At 71.0% G+C, this 19,239-nt stretch carries 15 protein-coding genes; 2 read left to right on the top strand and 13 right to left on the bottom strand.

Annotated elements, in window-relative coordinates; genetic code table 11:
- Positions 1-35: 35 nt before the first annotated feature.
- The 12 genes from ACFWV2_RS16375 to ACFWV2_RS16320 form a co-directional block, all read right to left on the bottom strand.
- Positions 36-1,157, bottom strand: a complete 1,122-nt coding sequence (locus ACFWV2_RS16375; protein WP_384405699.1) for a (Fe-S)-binding protein — start codon at positions 1,155-1,157, stop codon at positions 36-38.
- Positions 1,154-2,533, bottom strand: coding sequence for an FAD-binding oxidoreductase (locus ACFWV2_RS16370; protein ID WP_384405698.1), 1,380 nt, complete (start codon positions 2,531-2,533; stop codon positions 1,154-1,156). The genes ACFWV2_RS16375 and ACFWV2_RS16370 overlap by 4 nt, the downstream gene beginning before the upstream one ends.
- 57 nt (positions 2,534-2,590) lie before the next feature.
- Positions 2,591-4,585, bottom strand: a complete 1,995-nt coding sequence (locus ACFWV2_RS16365; protein ID WP_384405697.1) for a hypothetical protein — start codon at positions 4,583-4,585, stop codon at positions 2,591-2,593.
- A 125-nt stretch (positions 4,586-4,710) separates the two neighbouring features.
- Positions 4,711-5,448: a ribonuclease activity regulator RraA gene (locus ACFWV2_RS16360; RefSeq protein ID WP_384405696.1), complete on the bottom strand. Its 738-nt coding sequence runs from the start codon at positions 5,446-5,448 to the stop codon at positions 4,711-4,713.
- 61 nt (positions 5,449-5,509) lie between these two features.
- Positions 5,510-6,340 (bottom strand): SDR family NAD(P)-dependent oxidoreductase, encoded by an 831-nt coding sequence (locus ACFWV2_RS16355; RefSeq protein ID WP_384405695.1) that lies wholly within the window; start codon positions 6,338-6,340, stop codon positions 5,510-5,512.
- On the bottom strand, positions 6,337-7,500 hold the full coding sequence (locus ACFWV2_RS16350) for a mandelate racemase/muconate lactonizing enzyme family protein (protein WP_384405694.1): 1,164 nt from the start codon (positions 7,498-7,500) through the stop codon (positions 6,337-6,339). The genes ACFWV2_RS16355 and ACFWV2_RS16350 overlap by 4 nt, the downstream gene beginning before the upstream one ends.
- Positions 7,488-9,377, bottom strand: coding sequence for an ABC transporter ATP-binding protein (locus tag ACFWV2_RS16345; RefSeq protein ID WP_384405693.1), 1,890 nt, complete (start codon positions 9,375-9,377; stop codon positions 7,488-7,490). The genes ACFWV2_RS16350 and ACFWV2_RS16345 overlap by 13 nt, the downstream gene beginning before the upstream one ends.
- A 10-nt stretch (positions 9,378-9,387) precedes the next feature.
- Complete coding sequence (locus ACFWV2_RS16340; RefSeq protein ID WP_384405692.1) at positions 9,388-10,956, bottom strand: ABC transporter substrate-binding protein; 1,569 nt, start codon at positions 10,954-10,956, stop codon at positions 9,388-9,390.
- A 53-nt stretch (positions 10,957-11,009) separates the two neighbouring features.
- On the bottom strand, positions 11,010-11,882 hold the full coding sequence (locus ACFWV2_RS16335; protein ID WP_384405691.1) for an ABC transporter permease: 873 nt from the start codon (positions 11,880-11,882) through the stop codon (positions 11,010-11,012).
- A 96-nt stretch (positions 11,883-11,978) separates the two neighbouring features.
- Positions 11,979-12,920 (bottom strand): ABC transporter permease, encoded by a 942-nt coding sequence (locus tag ACFWV2_RS16330; protein ID WP_384405690.1) that lies wholly within the window; start codon positions 12,918-12,920, stop codon positions 11,979-11,981.
- The gene (locus tag ACFWV2_RS16325) at positions 12,917-14,116 is read right to left on the bottom strand and encodes a hypothetical protein (RefSeq protein ID WP_384405689.1); all 1,200 of its coding nucleotides are present in this window, start codon (positions 14,114-14,116) and stop codon (positions 12,917-12,919) included. The genes ACFWV2_RS16330 and ACFWV2_RS16325 overlap by 4 nt, the downstream gene beginning before the upstream one ends.
- The gene (locus ACFWV2_RS16320) at positions 14,113-14,838 is read right to left on the bottom strand and encodes a GntR family transcriptional regulator (RefSeq protein ID WP_384405688.1); all 726 of its coding nucleotides are present in this window, start codon (positions 14,836-14,838) and stop codon (positions 14,113-14,115) included. The genes ACFWV2_RS16325 and ACFWV2_RS16320 overlap by 4 nt, the downstream gene beginning before the upstream one ends.
- 380 nt (positions 14,839-15,218) lie before the next feature.
- Between ACFWV2_RS16320 and ACFWV2_RS16315 the strand changes: the two genes are divergently transcribed.
- Positions 15,219-16,889: a right-handed parallel beta-helix repeat-containing protein gene (locus ACFWV2_RS16315; RefSeq protein WP_384405687.1), complete on the top strand. Its 1,671-nt coding sequence runs from the start codon at positions 15,219-15,221 to the stop codon at positions 16,887-16,889.
- 227 nt (positions 16,890-17,116) lie between these two features.
- Complete coding sequence (locus tag ACFWV2_RS16310; RefSeq protein ID WP_384405686.1) at positions 17,117-17,695, top strand: TetR family transcriptional regulator; 579 nt, start codon at positions 17,117-17,119, stop codon at positions 17,693-17,695.
- 319 nt (positions 17,696-18,014) lie between these two features.
- On the opposite strand, the gene ACFWV2_RS16305 is transcribed toward ACFWV2_RS16310, so the two are convergent.
- The gene (locus tag ACFWV2_RS16305) at positions 18,015-19,154 is read right to left on the bottom strand and encodes a helix-turn-helix domain-containing protein (protein WP_384405685.1); all 1,140 of its coding nucleotides are present in this window, start codon (positions 19,152-19,154) and stop codon (positions 18,015-18,017) included.
- Between the last annotated feature and the right edge of the window lie 85 nt (positions 19,155-19,239).

Raw genomic sequence — 19,239 nt, 5'->3', positions numbered from 1 at the left:
GTGGGGCGCGGACTGTGGCGACGGGGGGATCCGCCCTAGGTGGCCGGAGGCCTGTTCTCTGCGGCCATGGCGAGGAGTTCGGCCAGGTGTACGGCCTTGACTCGTGAGCGTCTGCGGCGCAGGCCGCTGCGGAGCTGGCGCAGGCAGCCCGGATTGACCGCGGCGACGAAGTCGACGTGGGCGGCCTCGATCTCGTCGATCTTGGCGGTGAGGATGCGGCGCGATTCCCGCGGGCGCAGCAGGGAGTAGGTCCCCGCGGCACCGCAGCAGCTGCCCGCCGAGGGAAGTTCGACGTAGTCGGCTGTCCTGGCGAGCAGGTCACGTGGGGCGGTCCAGACGCCGAGGCCGTTGCGGAGGTGGCAGGAGTCCTGCAGTGCGACACGGGCTCGGCGGCCGTCGACCCGGAGTTCGCCGAGGGGGAGGTACGGGGAGTCGGTGGCCATGAGGTCGGAGAGTTCACGGACGCGGACCTTGCCGAGGACCGAGGCGAGGTGGGCGGCGCAGCCGCCGGACGTGGTGACGATGGTGCCGGGTAGGTCCTGGCCCATCCGGTGGGCGAGGCGTTCGCCGGTGGCGGTGTCGCCGTTGTGGGCGTGCAGCGCCCCGCAGCACCCCTGGGAGGCGGGGGCGGTCAGGCCGGGGACGAGGGCGAGGGCGGCGCGGCTGACGCGCGGGAAGAGGACGCGCTCGAAGCATCCGAGCATGAGCGAAGCTTCGCCGGGCGCGATGGCCGGGGCAGCGGCGACGTTCGTGGACGGTGTCCCTCGCAGCCGTCCCAACAGGCGGAAAAGGCCTCGTCGGCCGGCGACCAGCATGAGGACACGGGCGAGAACCGGCATCCGGCGTCCGCGCCACTGATGGTCGCGCCACTGCTCCAGAAGCTGCCCGTACTCGACGCCGGCCGGGCAGACCGGCTCGCAGGCGCGGCAGCCCAAGCACTGCGAGGACTGTTCCTTCAGCGTGGGGTCGTCGGGTTCGAGGTCGCCGTTCTGTAGGGCGCGCATGAGGTTGATCCGGCCTCGGGGTGAGGACGCCTCGTCACCGGTCTCGGCGTAGGTGGGGCAGGCGGGGAGGCAGAAGCCGCAGGAGATGCAGCGGGAGAGGAGGTCCGGGTCGAGGACGGGTTTCGGGAGGGGGCCGCCCGTGCGGTCGGTCATGAGCCCAGCTTTCCGGGGTTGAGGATGCCGGCCGGGTCGAAGGCCGTCTTCAGTCGGCGCAGGAGGGAGATCTGGTCGGCACCGAGCTGCGTGGACAGAAAGGGGAGTTTGGCCGCGCCGACGCCGTGTTCGCCGGTGATGGTGCCGCCCAGGTCGATCGCGGCGGCGAAGATGTCGGCGAAGGCACGCTCCGCGCGGGAGACGGTGTCCGCGTCGTCCCGGGACTTCACCACGCAGGTGGGATGGAGGTTGCCGTCGCCGGCGTGTCCGAAGGTGGCGATGGTGACGCCGTGGCGGGCTCCGATCGCGTCGATGCGGTCGACCATCTCCGCGATGCGGGGCCGGGGCACGGTGGCGTCCTCGAGAATGGTCAGCTCACCGAGTCGGGAGAGGGCGGGAAGAGCGCATCGCCGGGCGGCGAGCAGCGCCTCGGCCTGTGCCACTTCGGCGGCGGTCGTGACGTCCAGGGCCTGATGGGCCGTGCAGGTGTCACTCATGCGCTCCAGGGCGCGGGCGACGGTCTCGCTTTCGCCGTCGTCGCCGAAGAGGAGCAGCGCCCCGGCGTCGGTGCGCAGCCCGAGACGCGCGAATTCCTCCACCGCCCGGACGCAGGACCGGTCGAGGAATTCGAGGGTGGCGGGGAGTGTTCCGGCGGCGATGATGGCGGTGACGGCCCGGCCCGCGGCTGCCAGGTCGGGGAAGTAGGCCACTCCCGTTCCGGCCGTGGCGGGGGCGGGCCGCAGGGCAAGAGTCGCTTCGGTGATCACGGCGAGGGTGCCCTCGGAGCCGGTGAGGAGCCGGGTGAGGTCGTATCCCGCCACGTCCTTGTGGAGGCGGCCGCCGGTGCGGATCACCTCTCCCGTGGGCAGGACGGCCTCCAGACCGAGGACGTAGTCGCGGGTGACGCCGTATTTGAGGCCGCGCAGTCCTCCGGCGTTGGTGGCGATCGTGCCGCCGATGGTGGCCACCGTGCGGCTGCCGGGGTCGGGGGCCCACAACAGGCCGTCGCGGGCGGCGGCGTCTGCCAGGGCGGCGCTGGTGACGCCGGGTTGGACCCGGGCCAGGAGTTCGGCCGGGGCGATCTCGTGGATCTGGTTCAGCCGGGTCAGGACCAGGACGACGCCGCCTCGGGAGGCGACGGTGGCGGCGCACAGGTTGGATCCGGCGCCGCGCGGGATCACGGGGACGGCGTAGCGGGTGGCGATGTCGAGGACGGCGGCGACCTCGGCGGTGTCCGCGGGAAAGACGACGGCGTCGGGCCGGGCGTGGAACAGCGGGGTGGCGTCCCGGCTGTAGGGGACGAGTTCGCCGTCCGTCTCCCGGAAGTGACCGGGTCCGACGACCGACCGCAGGGCCGCTCGTGCGGTGGCGTGCATGGGGGTCTCCTCGGGGTCGGGCCCCGCCCTGAGGGGAGCGGGCGGGGCCCGAGAGTTCTAGAGCCTGATCGTGGAGCGGTCGGCGATGAGGACGGGCGAGTCGTACACCGGCACGTTGCGGAAGGTGTGGGTGCTGCCCGACACCGTCCAGTCGGTGGCGGGGATGTCGAAGACGGCGCCGGTCCGTACGTCGACGTAGACGGGGTCGGTGAAGTTGCCGTTGGGGAGGGTCAGGCGGACCGGGGTGCGGGTGGTGCTGTCTCCCGGGGTGGTGGTGCCGTTCCAGACGCCGACGACCTGGCGCCCGGTGTCGCGCTTGGCGAAGCCCTGGACGGTCAGGGTGACGGCGGAGTCGGTGGTGAACGCGTAGGCCGGCAGTGCCTTCATCGTGCTGTCGATGACGGAGGCGAGGGTCTGGACCGCGTAGTAGGACGGCTTGGCGTAGCGGATCGACTTGTCGCTGTTGGTCTGGAGCAGGCCCTTGCTGTTGATCTTCGACGGGTAGTGGAGGTCGGAGATGCTGAAGGCGCTGGTGCTGATGCCCTGGCCGAGGTCGTGCGTGAGGCGGCGAAGGAACCACTTGGTCTGGCTCAGTTCGGTCCAGTCCAGGTCACCGAGTGCGCCGAAGCTGTTGGGCGCACTGGGGGCTCCGTTCTCGCCCTGCCTCAGTACGGCTCCGGGGGCGTACTGGTTGATCAGGGCCCGGATCCTGTCGACCTGCTGGTAGGTCCAGATGTCGTCGGGGTTGGGGTTGTAGGGGTGGTAGCTGATGCCGTCGAGCAGGTGACTCTTGCCCTGTCCGGAGAGCCGGACGAGGAAGTCGTTGGTGTACGGGACGTCGATGCCGGCCTCGCCCGGCCCGTAGATGACGGAGTCGGGCTGTTCGGCGCGGACGCGGGCCGCGGTGCGGGCGAAGAAGTCGGCGTAGGTGGCCGCCGGGATGCCGGCGAGGTTGGGCTCGTTCCAGATCTCCCACTCGCTGACCCGGTTCTCGTACCGCTTGACCATGGCGGTCACCCAGGCGTCCCAGGCTGTCAGGGCCTCGGCGGAGGTCGGGATCTGACCGCCGAGGCCGGAGCCTCCGCCGCCCGTGTAGATGCCGTTGCCGTAGGACAGCTGGAGCCATGGCTTGACGCCGCGGGCCCTGGCGTCGTCGACGATCTGGTCGAGCCAGGTCCAGTCGTAGACGCCCTTAACCTTCTCCGTCTTGGCCCAGCCTCCTTGCAGACGGACCCCGGTCGCCCCCAGCCTCCCCAGGTAGGGGGCGTACGCCCGGTAGTCGGTGTAGTCGCGGTCGAGGGTCTCCGCTCCGACGAGCAGCTGGGAGGTGCCTATCTGCGCGGCCGTGCGGGGAGCGACCGTGCCGAGGTGCTGCCAGCTGGTCGGGGTGGTCTCGACGGTGGTACGGACGTCGTCGAGGTAGGCGGTGCCGGTGTCGCCCACGGAGATCCCGATCTGCATGCTGCGCAGATCGGTGGTGGAGGTGCGGAAATCGAGCCCCGCCGCGCGGCGTTCGCCGTCGATGTGGAGGTCGGCGCTCGCGGTGCCGGGTCGGGCGACGAGACGGATGTCGTACCAGCGGTCGGCGGCATAGGCCCCGAGGTCGATCTGGGTGGCGCCGTCGTAGGTGTAGAGGCGGCCGGTGGGGCTCATGGCGACGGTGACGCTGTGGCCGCCCGAGCTGTCGAGGTGCGCGCCGACCGTGGCGGTGGACTGCGCGGCTCGCAGTCGGAACCCGGCGACGACGGTCGAGGTCGTGGTCCCGAAGGTGCCGGTGGCGGTGACGTTGGCAGTGGTGGAGGTGTCTCGCAGACGAAGGCTTCGGTCCACGGTGCCGGTCACGTCCTGCACGGTGACGTCCCCGCTGGTGGTCCAGCCGGGGGCGGGCGCGCCGGGGGCGACGGTGTCGAAGGTGCTGGCGAGGTTCGCCGCGGCGGCCGGGCCGGCCGAGGCGACGGAGATCAGGGCGCCGACCAGGGCGCCGGAGAGGAGGAGCGGGACAGTCGTTCCCGTACGGGAACGTGCGGAGCGGGATGTTGCGGGGCTGCTCATGATTCCTGCCTTCTGCGGGGGAGGGCGGATCGATCGGTGAACGGGATGTGAGCCGTCCTCCGGAGCACCGGTTCCGGTGCTCCGGAGACTGGGCCGCCGGCGCGGTCAGGGGCCGGGCGGGCGGGTCAGTCGGCCGCGGGGAGCGCGCCGCGCGACTCGTCGTAGGCGCGGCGGGTCGCCTCGTCCGGGGGGTAGGTGCCGCGTAGGGGGGCGCCGCTTGCCACGCGGGCGACGATGAACGCCTCCTGCAGTTCCTGTTCGCGGGCCGCTCGGGCGATGACAGGGACAAGGTGGCGGGGTACGCAGACCACACCGTCGGCGTCGCCGACCATGACGTCCCCGGGGTAGACGGCGACGCCGGCGCATCCGATGGGCACTTGCAGGTCGACCGCGTGGTGCTGGGCGAGGTTGGTCATGGCCGCCGCCCCGGTGGCGAAGACGGGCAGGGGCAGACGGCTGATCTCCTCGATGTCGCGCAGGGTGCCGTCGGTGACCACACCGGCGGCGCCGTTGACCGCCATGCGGGTCAGCAGGATGTTGCCCGCGGCGGCCGCGCGTCCCTGGCCGCGGCAGTCGACGACGAGGACCTGGCCGGGGCCGGCCTGTTCGACCGCCAGGCGCTGGGGGTGGTCGTAGTCGTCGTAGACCTCAAGGGTGTCGATGTCCTCGCGGGCGGGGATGTAGCGCAGGGTGAAAGCCTCGCCGACCATGCGCCTGGCGTCGGGCGTGACACAGGTCAGGCCTGCCAGGAAGGTGTTGCGCAGGCCGTGCTTGAAGAGCTGGGTGGTGATGGTGGCGGTGCTGGCCTCGCCCAGGGCGGCCAGATCGTCGGGGTCGAGGGGGTGCCGGGGGGTGTGGGTCATGTCGTGCTTCCTTCGGTGCGGCAGAACGGCTGGCGGTGGACCGGGGCGGTGGTGCGGCCGGTCAGGGAAGGGGATGGTCGAGAGCGGGGTCGGCCCCCGGCGGCCTGAGCTGCGCGCTCAGTCCCCCGTCCACGTTCAGCACCTGTCCGGTGATGAAGGACGCGTCCGCGGAGGCGAGGAAGGCGACGGCCGCGGCGACGTCGGATCCGTCGCCGACCCGGCCCAGGGGGACCGGCTGGGCGCGGGTCCGCTGCTGGGCCGCATCGAGGAGGGCGAACCGGTCGTTGATGACCGGGCCGGGGGCGACGGCGTTGACGCGGATCCCCCGGGGCGCGAGTTCCAGGGCCATGGCGCGGGTCGCCGCGTCGACGGCGCCCTTGCTGGCGTCGTAGGCGACGGCGGCCCGGTGGGCACGGGTGGCCCCGACCGAGGAGATGTTCACGATGGAGGAGCCGGCGGGCATCACCCGGGCGGCCGCCACCGTGCACAGGAACACCCCGCGCGCGTTGACGGCGAAACTGCGGTCCCAGTCGGCGACGTCGATGTCGAGCAGTGGACCACGCCCCAGCATGGGGGCGGCTGCGTTGTTGACCAGCAGGTCGAGTCCGCCGAGGACATCGACCGTACGGTTGAGGAAGGCGTCGACCTGGCGGGCGTCGGACACGTCGCCGGGGCAGGCCGTCGCGGACATGCCCCTGTCGCGCATGGCTGCGGCTGCGGCTTCGGTCTCGGCCGGGTCGGGGCCGTTGAGGGCCACCGCCGCGCCTTCCTTGGCGAGCCGCCATGCGATGGCGAGGCCGATGTTGCGCGCGCCGCCGGTGATCAATGCGACCCGGCCGGCGAAGCGGCCCTCGGCACGGGCGTCGTTCGCCGACTGCGGTGTGTCGCTCACGTGGCGGCCACCTGCCGGTCGACGACCGCGGCGGCGCTGGTGGCCGCCCAGGTCAGCGGCCCGGCGGAGGCCGACACCCGTTGCGGGTCGAGCGTCATGCCGAGGCCGGGGCCCTGCGGCACGGACAACAGGCCGTCGGTGTAGCGGACGGGGTCGGTGACGACGTCCCTTGTGTAGAGGAGCGGTCCGACCGGGTCGCTCGGGACGGTGACGGCGGACATCGCCATCGCGACGTGGGCGGCGGCGGCCGTGCCGATGGACAGCTCCTGCGTGGTACCGACCAGGCACGCCTTGCCGGCGGCGTCGGCTATCGCGAAGACCCGGCGTGCTGGTGTGATCCCGCCGATGGCGATGACGCTGACGTTGAACACGTCCACCGCGTCCGCGGCGACGAGGTCCAGTGCCCACCGGTAGCTGTAGACGTGCTCGCTGATCGGGACGGCGAGCCGGGCGCGGGCCTGGACCAGACCGCGGATGTCGTGGTGCGGGGCGGGTGACTCGATGAGGTCGTAGCCGACGTCGGCCACCCGCTCGGCGAAGGCGCAGGCCGCTTTGGCGTCGAGGAGGTTGGAGAAGTCCAGGGACTTGATGGTGATGCGGTCACCGAACCGTTCGCGGGCGGTGCGCAGGAACCGCTCGTCCAGGTCGAGGCGGCGCCCGACATAGACCCGGAAGAAGGTGAAGCCCTCCTCCAGACGCCGTCCCACCATGGCGAGATTGCGTTCGACGTCCTCCTCGTGCTGCTGGCGGAAGATCGGATACGCGATGGGCACCGACTCGCGGACCGCGCCGCCGAGCAGGTCGCACACCCGGACACCAAGCTGTTTCGCGGCCAGGTCCCAGAAGGCGATGTCGACCCCGCACTTGATGGCGCGGCTCTTGTCGTAGATGTATCCGGCCTGCGGGAAGTTCGCCTCCAGGCGGCGTTCCATCTCGGTGATCTGGAGCGCGTCGAGACCCACCAGGATCTCGTTGAGGGTGGCTTCCAGATCCGGTACGTCGAGGTGGTAGCGCGGGAGGTGCTGGAGGTCGGACATCTCGCCGATGCCCGTCAGTGCGTCGTCGTCGGTGAGGAGTTCGACCAGGATGTGTCCGCAGGTGATGCTGTTGTGCCGCGGCGTGTTGATCGAGGTCAGGCGGACCTGGGTCACTTCGGCCATGTGATGCTCCGTTCCTTGTCGGTGCCGGCCGCGCTCTGCGCACCGGCGAGCCGGGGTGCGGTGCGCCCCGGAGCCATCGAGAGCAGTTCGCGGGTGTAGGGGTGGGAGGGGGTTTCGTAGATCCGGTCCGCCGGGCCTTCCTCGACGATCCGGCCCTGCCGCATGACGGCGATGCGGTGGGCGACCGACCTGACGACGGCCAGGTCGTGGGTGATGAAGAGGTAGGCCATGCCGTGCGCTGCCTGGAGGTCGGCGAGCAGGTTGAGGATCTGGGCCTGGACGGAGACGTCGAGGGCGCTGACGGCCTCGTCGCAGACGATCAGTCGGGGCCGCAGGGACAGCGCCCGGGCGATCGCGATGCGCTGGCGCTGTCCGCCGGAGAAGGCGGAGGGGAAGCGGTCCAGCGCGTACGCGTCGAGGCCGACGTCCTGGAGGAGGCGGACGAGTTCGGGTTCCGCGGTGTCCAGCCCGTGCACCCGCATCGGCTCGGCGAGGATCTCACGGACCGTCATACGGGGGTCGAGGCTGGCGTAGGGGTTCTGGAAGACGACCTGGATCTCCCGCTGGAGCCGCCGCAGCTCCGACGCGGACGGCCGTCGGACATCGATGCCGTCGTAGCGGACGGTCCCCCCGGAGGGGGTCTCCAGCCGCAGCAGCATCTTGGTCAGACTGGTCTTGCCCGAGCCGGACTCCCCCACGAGGGCGAGGGTGCGTCCCGAGGCGACCTTCAGGCTCACCTGCTGGACGGCGGCGACGTGCCCGGTGACGCGGCGCAGCGCCCCGGTGCGGACCGGATAGCGCAGGTCGGTGGCGTCGAACTCGACGAGCGGTGTGCCGTCTTCCTCTTCGGCGCCCCGGGACAGGTCGTCGGTCGTCACGGGCAGCGGCACGGGCCGTTCTCGTGGTGCGTCGGCGAACAGGCATGCCGCCGCGTGGCCTTCACCGATGGTGAGCAGGGGCGGCACGACCATCTCGCAGCCGTCCGTGCGGACCGGGCAGCGCGGTGCGAAGGAGCAGCCCGGGGGGCGGTCGCTGAGCCGGGGCGGCCGGCCGTCGATGGAGGCGAGGCGGGTACGGGCGGGCGCGTCCAGGCGCGGGGTCGCTGCCAGGAGTGCCTGGGTGTAGGGCATGCGGGGGTCGGCCAGGACCTGGGCGGTGGGTCCGCTCTCGACGATCCGTCCGGCGTACATGACCGCGACCCGGTCGGCCTGTTCGGCGACCACGCCGAGGTCGTGGGTGATGAGGATCAGGCCCATGCCGAGGTCGTCGCACAGCGAGCGGAGCATGGTCATGATCTCGGCCTGGACGGCGGCGTCGAGGGCGGTGGTGGGTTCGTCGGCGATGAGGAGTCGGGGGCGGGCGGCGACGGCAAGGGCGATGGCGGCGCGCTGGCGCATGCCTCCGGACAGTTCGTGGACGTACTGGGTCAGGCGCTTCTCGGGCTCGGGCATGCGGGCCTGTGTCAGCGCCTCGACCGCTCGCTGTCTCGCCTGCTCGCGGCTCATGCGCTGGTGTGCGCGGACGGCGTCCATGATCTGGGTGCCGATGGTCAGCAGCGGGTTGAGGGCGGTGCCGGGGTCCTGGAAGACCATGGCGACCCTGTTGCCGCGTACCTCGCGCCAGGCGCGCCGGTCCAGTGCGCGCAGGTCGGTGCCGTCCAGCAGGATCGACCCGGTGGTCTCGCAGAGGGGTGAGGGCGGGTTGAGGCCGAGCAGGCTCAGGGCGGTGACGGTCTTGCCGGAACCGGATTCGCCCACGATGGCGAGGGTCTCGCCGGTGTCGAGGTGCAGGCTGACGTCGTCCACGGCGCGCACGGGCGGTTCGTCGGGGGCGGTGTGGAAGGTGACACCGAGCCGGTTGATGTCGAGGAGGGTCATCGCATGCCCCTCAGGCGCCGAGCCGGGCGCGCTCGAGGCGCCACTGGCCGTCGACGTCGAGGCCGACGCCCTTGAGGTCGCTGCTGTGGATCAGCGGCGACTTGGCCTGGTGCAGGAAGACCCAGTAGTTGTTCTCCAGGATGCGGCGCTGTACGTCGACGTACGCCTGCTTGCGCACGGCGCGGTCGTCCGTGCCCAGCCCTTTGTCGAGCAGGGCGTCGAGGGCGGAGTCCTTCAGGCCCGACCAGTTGCTCGGCCCGTCACTGGCGAAGTACGGGTCGAAGGCGAGGGAGGGGTCCAGGCGGGGGATGTCGATGACGAGGATCGCCGCGTCGAAGTCCTGCTTCCGCATGCGTTCCAGCTGGGTCTGGAATTCGAGGATCTCCACCTTGGGGGCGAATCCCGCCGCGGTGAGCTGGCTCTGGAGCAGTTCCGCGACGGTGGGGTCGGGGGCGCGACGGCGGGCGACGAGGGTGATGGGCACCTTTCCCCGCAGTCCCGCCCTGTCCAGAGTGGCGCGGGCCTTCTCGGGGTCGTACGGCAGGGGGGCGAGGGCGTCGTCGTAGAACCAGTCGTTGGAGGTGGCGAAGGAGGGGGCGATGTCGAAGTCGCCGCCGGCGGCGGCCTTGCCGACGGACCTTCGCTCGACGGCCATGGCGAAGGCTGCGCGTACCCGCGGGTCGCGGAAGGGTCCCTTGGTGACGTTGAGCGAGGCGTAGTAGTTGCGGCGCACGCCCTCGTCCTTGATGGTGATCCGCGGGGCGTCGGCCAGCTGCTTGTACTCCTCCGGGGGCAGGGCGCGCACCAGGTGCACTCCCCCGGTGGACAGCTCGGCGCGCAGCACCTTGGCCTCGGTGACGAAGCGCAGGACCACCTTGTCGAGGAGCGGAAGCGCGCCGCCTTCCTCGGTCCTGGCCCAGTACGTCTTGTTGCGCTCGGCGGTCAGCTGGACCTTCGTCCTCCACTGGCGGAAGGTGAAGGGGCCGGTGCCCACCGGCCTGCGTCCGAATTGCTCGGCGCCCCCGGCGAGCGCGGTGGGCGAGGCGATCATCCCGGGCTCGTGGGCGAGCTGGGTGAGCAGCAGCGGGTCGGCGGCCTTCAGGGTGACCTTGACGGTCCGCGGGCCGACTGCCTTCACGTCGCGGATGGAGGCCAGTGCGGCCGTCTTGGTGGAGCGGGTGGCGGGGTCCGAGATCCGCTTCAGGTTGAGGACGACCGCATCGGCGTCGAACGGGGTGCCGTCGTGGAACTTCACGCCCTGGCGGAGCTCGAAGGTGATCTCGGTGCCGGTGTCGGTCCATCGGGTGGCGAGGGCCGGTTCGAAGGTTCCGTCGCGGCGCTGACGCAGCAGGGTGTCGAAGAACAGGTTCAGGACGTTGCGGTCGGAGGAGATGGCGGAGCTCAACGCCGGATCGAGGGTGACGGGCTCGTTGTCGAAACCGGCGGTGAGCGTCCCCCCGGCGGCTCCCTGGGAGGAGTCCGAGGAGCCGCATCCGGCAAGGGTGGCGACGGCCGCGGTGGCTGCGGCACCGGCCAGGACGGTGCGACGTGGTATCCGGGGCGGCGTGGAGTTGGGCATGACGAAGTACTTCCTCTGTACGGGGGTGACGGAGTGAAGGGCCGGGAGACGGCTCAGCGCGTGGGCGCGAGGTCCGGGCGGTGGGCGTCCAGCGCGTCGCGCAGGGCGTCGGCGAGCAGGTTGAACGCGGCGACGGTGAGGAGGATCGCGAGCCCGGGGAAGACGCTGAGCGACCAGCTCGCGCTGAGGTGGTCGGTGCCGCTGGCGACGATCGCGCCCCAACTCGGCTGCGGGGGCTGGACGCTCAGGCCCAGGAAGCTGAGCGCGGCCTCGGCCATGATCGCGGTGGACACCTGGAGGGCGGCGAAGACCAGCAGGGTGCCGGCGAGGTGGGGCAGCAGGTGTCGGCGCATGATCGTGGTGCGTGTGACGCCGACGATACGTGCGGCGGACACCCATTCGCGGGTGCGCAGCGAGAGCACCTCGCCGCGGACCACACGGGCGAAGCGCGGGGTGGTGACGACGGCGATCGCGATCAGGGCGTTGCGCAGTCCGGGACCGAGGGCCGCGACCACGGTGAGGGCGAGGACGAGGAGGGGGAAGGCGAGCAGTCCGTCGGAGACGCGCATGACGAGGGTGTCCACCCAGCCGCCGCGGTATCCGGCGATCAGGCCGAGCACTGTTCCGGCGATGAGGGCGGCGCCCACGGTGATGGTGGCCACCCCCACGGTGACCACGGAACCGGCGACGATCCGGGCCAGGACGTCCCGTCCGATCTCGTCGGTGCCCAGCAGGTGCCGGGAACTGGGGCCGGCCAGGAGCCGGCCGGTGTCCGTGGCGCTGACCGAGTCCGACATGAAGGGTGCCGCGGCCGCGGCCACGAGCAGGAGGAACAGCAGGGGTACGGCGATGTGGGCGCGGCGGTCGCGGCGCAGCCGGTCCAGAACCGGTCTGCGGGGGACTTTCGGCGCGAGGTCTATGGCCATCGGCGCTCCAGGAGGTGCGTGCGGGACGTGTGGTGCAGGACGTGCTGTGATCGGCGCGGGGCCGGATCGGGGGGTTCTGTGGGCGCGTGCCCGACGTCAGTACGTGATGCGCGGGTCGAGCCAGGCGTACACGAGGTCCGCCAGAAGGTTCACCAGGAGGACGAGGACCACGACCATCAACACGGCGCCCTGGACGACGGGGAGATCCCGGCTGAAGATGCCGTTGACGATCAAGGTGCCCATGCCGGGAACGGTGAAGACGGTCTCGGTGACGACGGTGGCGCTCATCAGCGCCCCGATCTGCAGCGCGATCACGGTCACGACCGGCACGATGGCGTTGCGCAGGGCGTAGACGCCCACGATCCGGCCGCGTGACAGACCTGATGCCTCGGCTGTGCGGATGTAGTCCTCGTTGAACGCGGCGAGGAGGGCGGCGCGGGTCTGGCGCATGGTGACCGCGGCGATGGTGGAGCCGATCGTGACGGCCGGAAGGATCATGCGCCGCAGGTTCTCGACGGGGTCCTCGGTGAAGGGAACGTATCCCGAGGGTGGGAGGACCTCGAGCCACAGGGCGAACACGAGGATGAGCAGGGCGGCGAGGTAGAAGTGCGGGGTGGACAGGGCGAGCAGACCCACGGAGTTCAGCGTGGTGTCCGTGCGGGTACGACGGCGGACGGCGGCGAGGATGCCCGCGGGAATCCCGATGAGGACGGCGAAGACCAGGGCGATGACTCCGAGCTCGACGGTGGCGGCGAACCGGTCGGAGATGACCGTGCCCACCTTCTCGTCGGTGAGCCATGAGCTGCCCAGGTCGCCGCGGACGAGATCGCCGAGCCACTGGGTGAACTGCTGCCACAGCGGTGCGTCGAGGCCGAGGTCCTCCCGGAGCAGCGCTCGGTCCTGCTCGGTGGCCTCCTGGCCGAGGATGGCGAGGGTGGGGTCGCCCGGCATCAGCCGCAGGAGCATGAAGAGCACCAGGGAGACGACGAGGGCGACCGGGATCAGCTGGAAGAGTCTGCGGACGAGGTATCCGGTCATGTCACGGGTTCCGGTAGAGGGGGCGAGGGTGCGGGCTCGGCCGTGTCAGGGCCTCCGGCGAGGCGGGAGAGGTCACTCAGCCACGCGAGGCGCTGTGCCGGTGCCAGGTCGTAGGCGTACAGGGCGAGGGAGCGGGCTCCCGCCAGGTACGCGTCCTGGGCGACGCTCGTGAGTTGCCGCTCATCGGTGGTCCGGTCTGCGGCCAGGTTCCATCCGGCGGTGACCTGTGCGCCGGTCCGGGCCGCTGTGGCGAGTTCGCGGCGCAGCGCGTCCTGGTTTCCCGACAGGTCGGTGACGGTGAGGGCGCCCGCTGCTGCGGCGAGGGCGCCCGTGTCGGCGGCGGACTTGCCGTCGCAGGCATACGGGTCGCCGGTGGCGCGTACGGAGACGGGCAGCCCGTCGGCCGCGGCAACGGCGTCCCGCACGAGGCTCACGGTGGTGCGCGAGCGCACGGCGAGGACGGTGTCGTGCAGGTCGGAGCCCAGGGCGGCGCGTGCGTCGGCATCGAGGGCGCCGGCTTCCCGCGGCTCGGCGAGTTGGGCGAGCAGCGTCGCGCGGACGGTCTCGGCCAGGGCGGGCACGTCGATGCCCGCGTCGGTGAAGCGTTCGGTGCAGGCGGAGCAGAAGCACAGCGACAGCAGCCAGCGGTCCATGGGACGAAGGGCCGCGCCGAGCTTGTCATGGGCGCTCTGGTGCTGCCAGCCGAGGTAGCCGAAGGCCTCGAGTTCGAGGCCGGTGACTCCGGGCCGGCGGGCGGCTCGGGCGACGAGGTCGGTGGCGTGGGCGCGTACCTCGGTCCTTGCCGGGCACAGTGCGTGCCGGTAGGGGTGCCCGAAGGCATTGCGCAGCGCCGATTCGGGACGGCGGGTGGCGGGTCCGGACTGGTGGAGTCCGACGAGCCAGGCCGTCACCTCGATGCCGGCCCGCCGCAGGGCGGTCGTGGCGATCGTCGCGTCGTCGCCGAGAACCGGCAGGGTGACGTCGTCACCGTGCACGGGTGCGGCTTCGTCGCGGAACCACTGTCCGGCCTGGAAGTCGGTCACGGCACACGGGTCGCTGGTCGTCAGCAGCCACCGCCCACCGTGATAGCTGTACGCCAGGGTCACGCCGTCGACGCCGCAGGCGGCCAGTCGGTCCGCCTGGGCCTGTGGCCGCCGCCGGAAGGAGAGGGGGTGGGCGAACAACTCGATGTTCATCGGCCGTCGCCGGGGTCGTCACCGAGGGCGCGGGAGATGGTCTGCTGGGCCTTCTCGATGTGTGCGCGGGTCAGCCGTTCCACGAGCGGGCCGTCGCCCTGCTCCATGGCCTCCAGGATCGCCGCGTGTTCGGTGGCCTCTTCCTCCCAGGTGGCACGCAGCCGCCAGCCGAGGCCGGCCACGAAGGCCGTGAGGTCCTGGAGCTGGTCCAGGAAGCCGCAGAGGAAGCTGTTGCCGCAGGCGCTGTAGAGCTCGCGGTGGAAGCGCCGGTTGGCTATGCCCAGACCGCGTGTCTCGCCCGAGCCGATCAGCGTGGTCGCGTCCTGAAGCGCCAGGCGGGCAGCGGCATGGGGGGTCGCACCGAGGCGGACCGCGCCCAGGCGTACGGCCTCGGGTTCCGCTGCGCGGCGGGCGGCGTAGAGCTCCTGCACCAGACGGTTGTCGGGGCGGCGGACACTGACTCCCTGGTAGGCGTTGATCTCCACCAGGCCGGTGGAGTGCAGCTGCTTCAACGCCTCGCGGACCGGCGTCTTGGACACCCCGTACACCTCGGCGAGTTCCCGCTCGACCAGGGCCTTTCCGGGCGGGAGCACGCCTTCGAGGATGGCCTGCCGCAACGCCTCCCGCACCCGGTCGGTTCGTGAGACGGCCTGGCGCAGGGGCGGCAGTGAGCCGGGAGGCAGGGCTTCAGCGCTGTTCACTGGATAGTCGATCTGTGGCATGGCGGCATGCTGGTATACCAGCATGCCAACTCGCAACCCCCGTGCAGAGTTTCTTTCACACGGCCATCGCGCCGGGTGCGGCGCCGGAGAGTGACAGCCGTCGACACCGACGAGGTCTCCTGACCTTGCGTCAGAACATTTACAGGCGGTACAGGGTTGCGTTCAATATCGAGTTCTGTAACTGTCGCTCACGCAACACCCCGCCCCCACAGCGGACTTCGGAGCGCACCGATGCCTCGCGCGCCGCCCCCATGCCGGCGCCCTGACACGGCGTAACACCCTTGCCCTGCCCCTCCCGGCGCCTCAGTCCCGCGCACGGCCTCCGGGCCGAGGGAGACACGGCCCGCTCCAGTCCGGACGATCTCGGAGACCAGGCACCCATGAAACGCACGCGCACCCTCGCCGTCACCGCAGCACTGCTCGCGTCATCAGCCCCACTCGGCGTCATCACCGTGGGAGCCGGTACAGCCCATGCGGCAGACCGCACCTACTTCGTGAGCCCCGAAGGCAGTGACAACAATCCGGGAACCTCGGCCGGAGCGCCCTTCCGCACCCTCCAGAAGGCCGCCGACAGCGCCGGCCCCGGTGACACCGTCTCGATCATGAACGGCACGTACTCCGAGCGCTCGGCAGGCTCCAACGTGCTGACCATCAGGCGCTCGGGCCGTCCCGGCTCACCCATCACCTTCACCGCACACCCCGGCCACAGGCCGGTGATCCATCCGGTGAAGGCGTGGAACGGCATCAGCGTCTACGGCGCGTCCTACATCGCCATCAAGAACCTGGAGATCAGGGGCAACAACGCCGCCCTGAACCTGGCGGGGGCCGAACGCGGGTCGAAGAAGGGCGACCCCACCTACAACACGAACTGCATCTCGATCGAACGAGACAGGTCCACGGACGCCGCGTCGCACCACATCGAGGTGACCGGCAACAAGGTGCACGCCTGTGCGGGCGGCGGCATATCGGCGATCGAATCCGACCACGTGACCATCTCCGCGAACCACGTGCACTCCAACTCCTGGTACACCGTCTACGCCACCAGCGGCATCTCCATCCTCACGCCGCGCGACGTCGGAGGTTCCGACGCCGGGAAGTACAAGATCCGCATCACCGGCAATCGCGTCCACGACAACGAAACCAAGATCAAATGGGAGCGGTGCCGCTGCTACTCCGACGGCAACGGCATCATCGTCGACACGCTCAAGGGCGACGCCGACCATCGCGCATACGGCGGGCGCGTCCTGGTCGCCGGCAACCTCTCCTACGACAACGGCGGCTCGGGAATACACTCCTTCAAGAGCCAGCACGTCGACATCGTCAACAACACGGCGTACATGAACGGCCGGAGCACTCGCATGGAGAGCTACGCCAACATCTTCGCCCACGACAGCACGGACGTCCGGCTGCTCAACAACATCGCGTACGGGCGACCTGGCCAGGCGACGAACAGCAAGTCCCGCAACGTGGACGTGACCTACGACTACAACGTCTACTTCGGTGGCAAGGCTCCCGAGGTCAAGGGTCCGCACGACATCGTCGCCGACCCGAAGTTCGTCGACGCGGGCACCACGGCGGAAGCAGCCTTCCGGCTGCGAGACCACTCCCCGGCCATAGGGTCGGGCACTCCGTTCCCCGCTGTCACCGCCAGCGCCCACCGGGCCGGCGGCGCACCTGACCGTGGCGCCTACGGCTTCGGTGCCGGTACGGGTCCCGGTGCCGGTGACATGACGCAGGGCGCCTCCGAGACCGACCCCGGCGATTCCGGCCCCGGCAGTCAGCAGGATGAGGCCCGGCCCAGCGAAGAGCAGCCCGGCGAAACCGACGCAGGCACCTCGCCCGGCACGAGCGGAACCACCACATCGGCGCCCAGCACAGGAGGACCGAGCGACGACGGGGGTGACAGCGGCTCCAGCCTGCACGCGAACGGCGAAAGCGGTCCGCTCGCGCAGACCGGCGGCTCCGATCCCCTGGTCCCTCTCGGCATCGCGACGGCCGTCCTCGCCCTCGGCGGCGGTCTCGTCCTGGCCGCCCGTCGCAAGCGTTCCTGACAGTCCGATCCACCCGGACTCCCTGACGTGGTGCCGGCCCCGTCCCCCGTACCAAGGGGTCGGCACCACCGCATCCTCATCCGGCCCCCTGCTCACGGACCGTTTCGTGCTCCGGCGGCTCAACCCGCGGACGGGCTTGTGTCATGGCAACCCGACAACGACGCAGAACGACACACCTCGCAGATGAAGAAGCACCCGATCCCCCGCGCGTCGCCTGGCGCAAGCAGATGAGGGAAAGCGTCCTTGCCGCCGCTTACGAACTGACCTGCGAAGCCGGGTGGGACCAGGTCAGTCTTTCGGCCGTCGCGGCACGCGCTCAGGTCTCCCGTCCCTCCGTCTACAAGGAGTTCGGCAATCGAGCCGATCTGGGACGCGCCCTGGTGGTCCGTGAGACCCGGCAGTTCCTCGCCGGGGTGGCCGACACGTTCTACCCCGGCCTGCCCGAGTCCCCAGCCTGCCTGGAGGCTGCCATCCTGTACGTACTCGAGGAAGCCGACAACCAGCCCCTTGTACGGGCGGTCATCGCAGCCGCCCGCCACGGCTCCGACAGCCTGCTCCCCTACCTCACCGCCCGAGCGGACCCCGTCTTCGACGCGGGTCAGACCCTGGTGCGGGAATGGCTGGGCACGCGGTTCCCGGAGCAGCACACAGAGACTCTCGAGATGACAGCGGACGTCATCGTCCGCATGACCGTCAGCCACCTCGTCCTGCCTGCCGCCGAACCACGGATCACCGCCCGAAGGCTTGCTACAGCCGCGATGAGACTGCTGCAGAATCCGGTGTCAGCTCATGCCCCGACCGCTTAGGTTCACCTGGTCGGCGCCTCCGGCTGTGCGTGTCCTCGAGATCGAGCTCGACGGTCCGACCGGGGTTTCGAGCGTGGCGGTCCCGGGGCCCCGGGACCGGGAGCCGACCAGGCCCCGCTGCCCGGTGCGGCTCGGTCACGCCGTCGTGTGATCACCGGTCGGACCGGTCTCCGACGTCGCGCTGATCGCGGAGGCGAACAGCCAGGTCGGGCCAGTGCTCGGACCACTGCACCGGATCACCGGCGGTCACCACCCGCCGAGAAGGGGGCACCGTTCCCGGACCGCTCGCGGACGCGGTCGTCGACGGTCGAAGAACGCGTCAGCCGACCCCGCGACCGACCGCCAGCGTCAGTTCGAGGACCCGGTGGGGCGAGGCGAGATCCGGAAACAGCTCCCGCAGCTGCGACATCCGGTACCGGACTGTCTGGGGATGGACGAACAGCGCCGCCGCCACCTCGTCCCGCCTGCCCTGGTGCAGCAGCCACGCCCGCAGCGTCTCCTCCAGTCGCCGTGCGGTCGCGACAGGCAAGGTCCGCAACGGTGCGAGGGCCCGGGCACGCAGGTCTGCGAACGCGTCCACGTCGGCGCTCAGCACCAGCTCGGGCAGGTGGTCCTCGGTGTCGCGGATATCAGGAGAGAGGGAACGCGCGCGGGCGGCTCGTGCGTACGAGGCGGACGCCCGCGTCCATGGCCGGGCCGGGCCGACCACGGCGGTACGGTCGGTCAGCTGCCGCAGGAGATGGGGGCGGTCGGCGTCGGGGACCAGCAGCACACCGGTGGCGTCCGGCAGGTCGTCGAGGACGAGGGTGCTCGGGTCGAGCGTGCGGTAGGCGGGTCGAGCCTGGGCAGCGGGCAGCAGGACCGCGGTCAGCGAAACCGGAGGCTGCCACCCGGCCCGTTGAACGGAGGTCAGCAGCACGTCCGGGCTCGCGCCGGCGAGGAGGTCGCGGGCCAGGTGTTCCAGGTGGCGCTCGTGGGCTCTGCCCCGGGCGGCCAGCTCGTCGGCGTGGCCCGCGGCGCTCGCGGCGGAGAGCTCGTCGATGTAGGCGAAGGTCAGTTCGGCGAACTTGGCGACCTCGGCGGCGGGCAGACCCGCCGGTACGGCACCCGCTGCCAGGCATCGCCAGGCCACGCGGGCGCCGACACGGTAGGCGCTGAGCAGGGCGTCCATCGAACGGCCGTCGCGGACCTCGCCGCGGCCCAGCTCGTAGGCTGCGTCACCCCCGTCGCCGCCCGTGGCGTTCCCGCTCGCGAGGTCCAGGTAGTGCCCCAGGGCGGTACGGACGGCTCGGCGGATGGTGCCGCCCATGCGGCCCGAGAGGGCGTTGGCGTAGGGAGGGACCTCGTCGATGATCGCCTGCACGACCTCGTCGGCGGTGGTCTTCACCGCGGCCCGAAGTGCGGTGACCGTCGTCTCATTGAGGGCCAGTTCGCCGGCCCTCTGGATTGCATGGCTCACGTTTTGTTTCCTGCGAACAATTCAGGCGACCAGATTCACATCCTGCGGTCAGGACTTTACCCCTTGAGGCGCAGCAAGCTGGAGT

The organism is Streptomyces sp. NPDC058671 (assembly GCF_042716475.1).
GTDB lineage: Bacteria > Actinomycetota > Actinomycetes > Streptomycetales > Streptomycetaceae > Streptomyces.
Note: the sequence above shows the minus strand (reverse complement) of the source record. Positions and strands in the feature narration are given on the sequence as shown.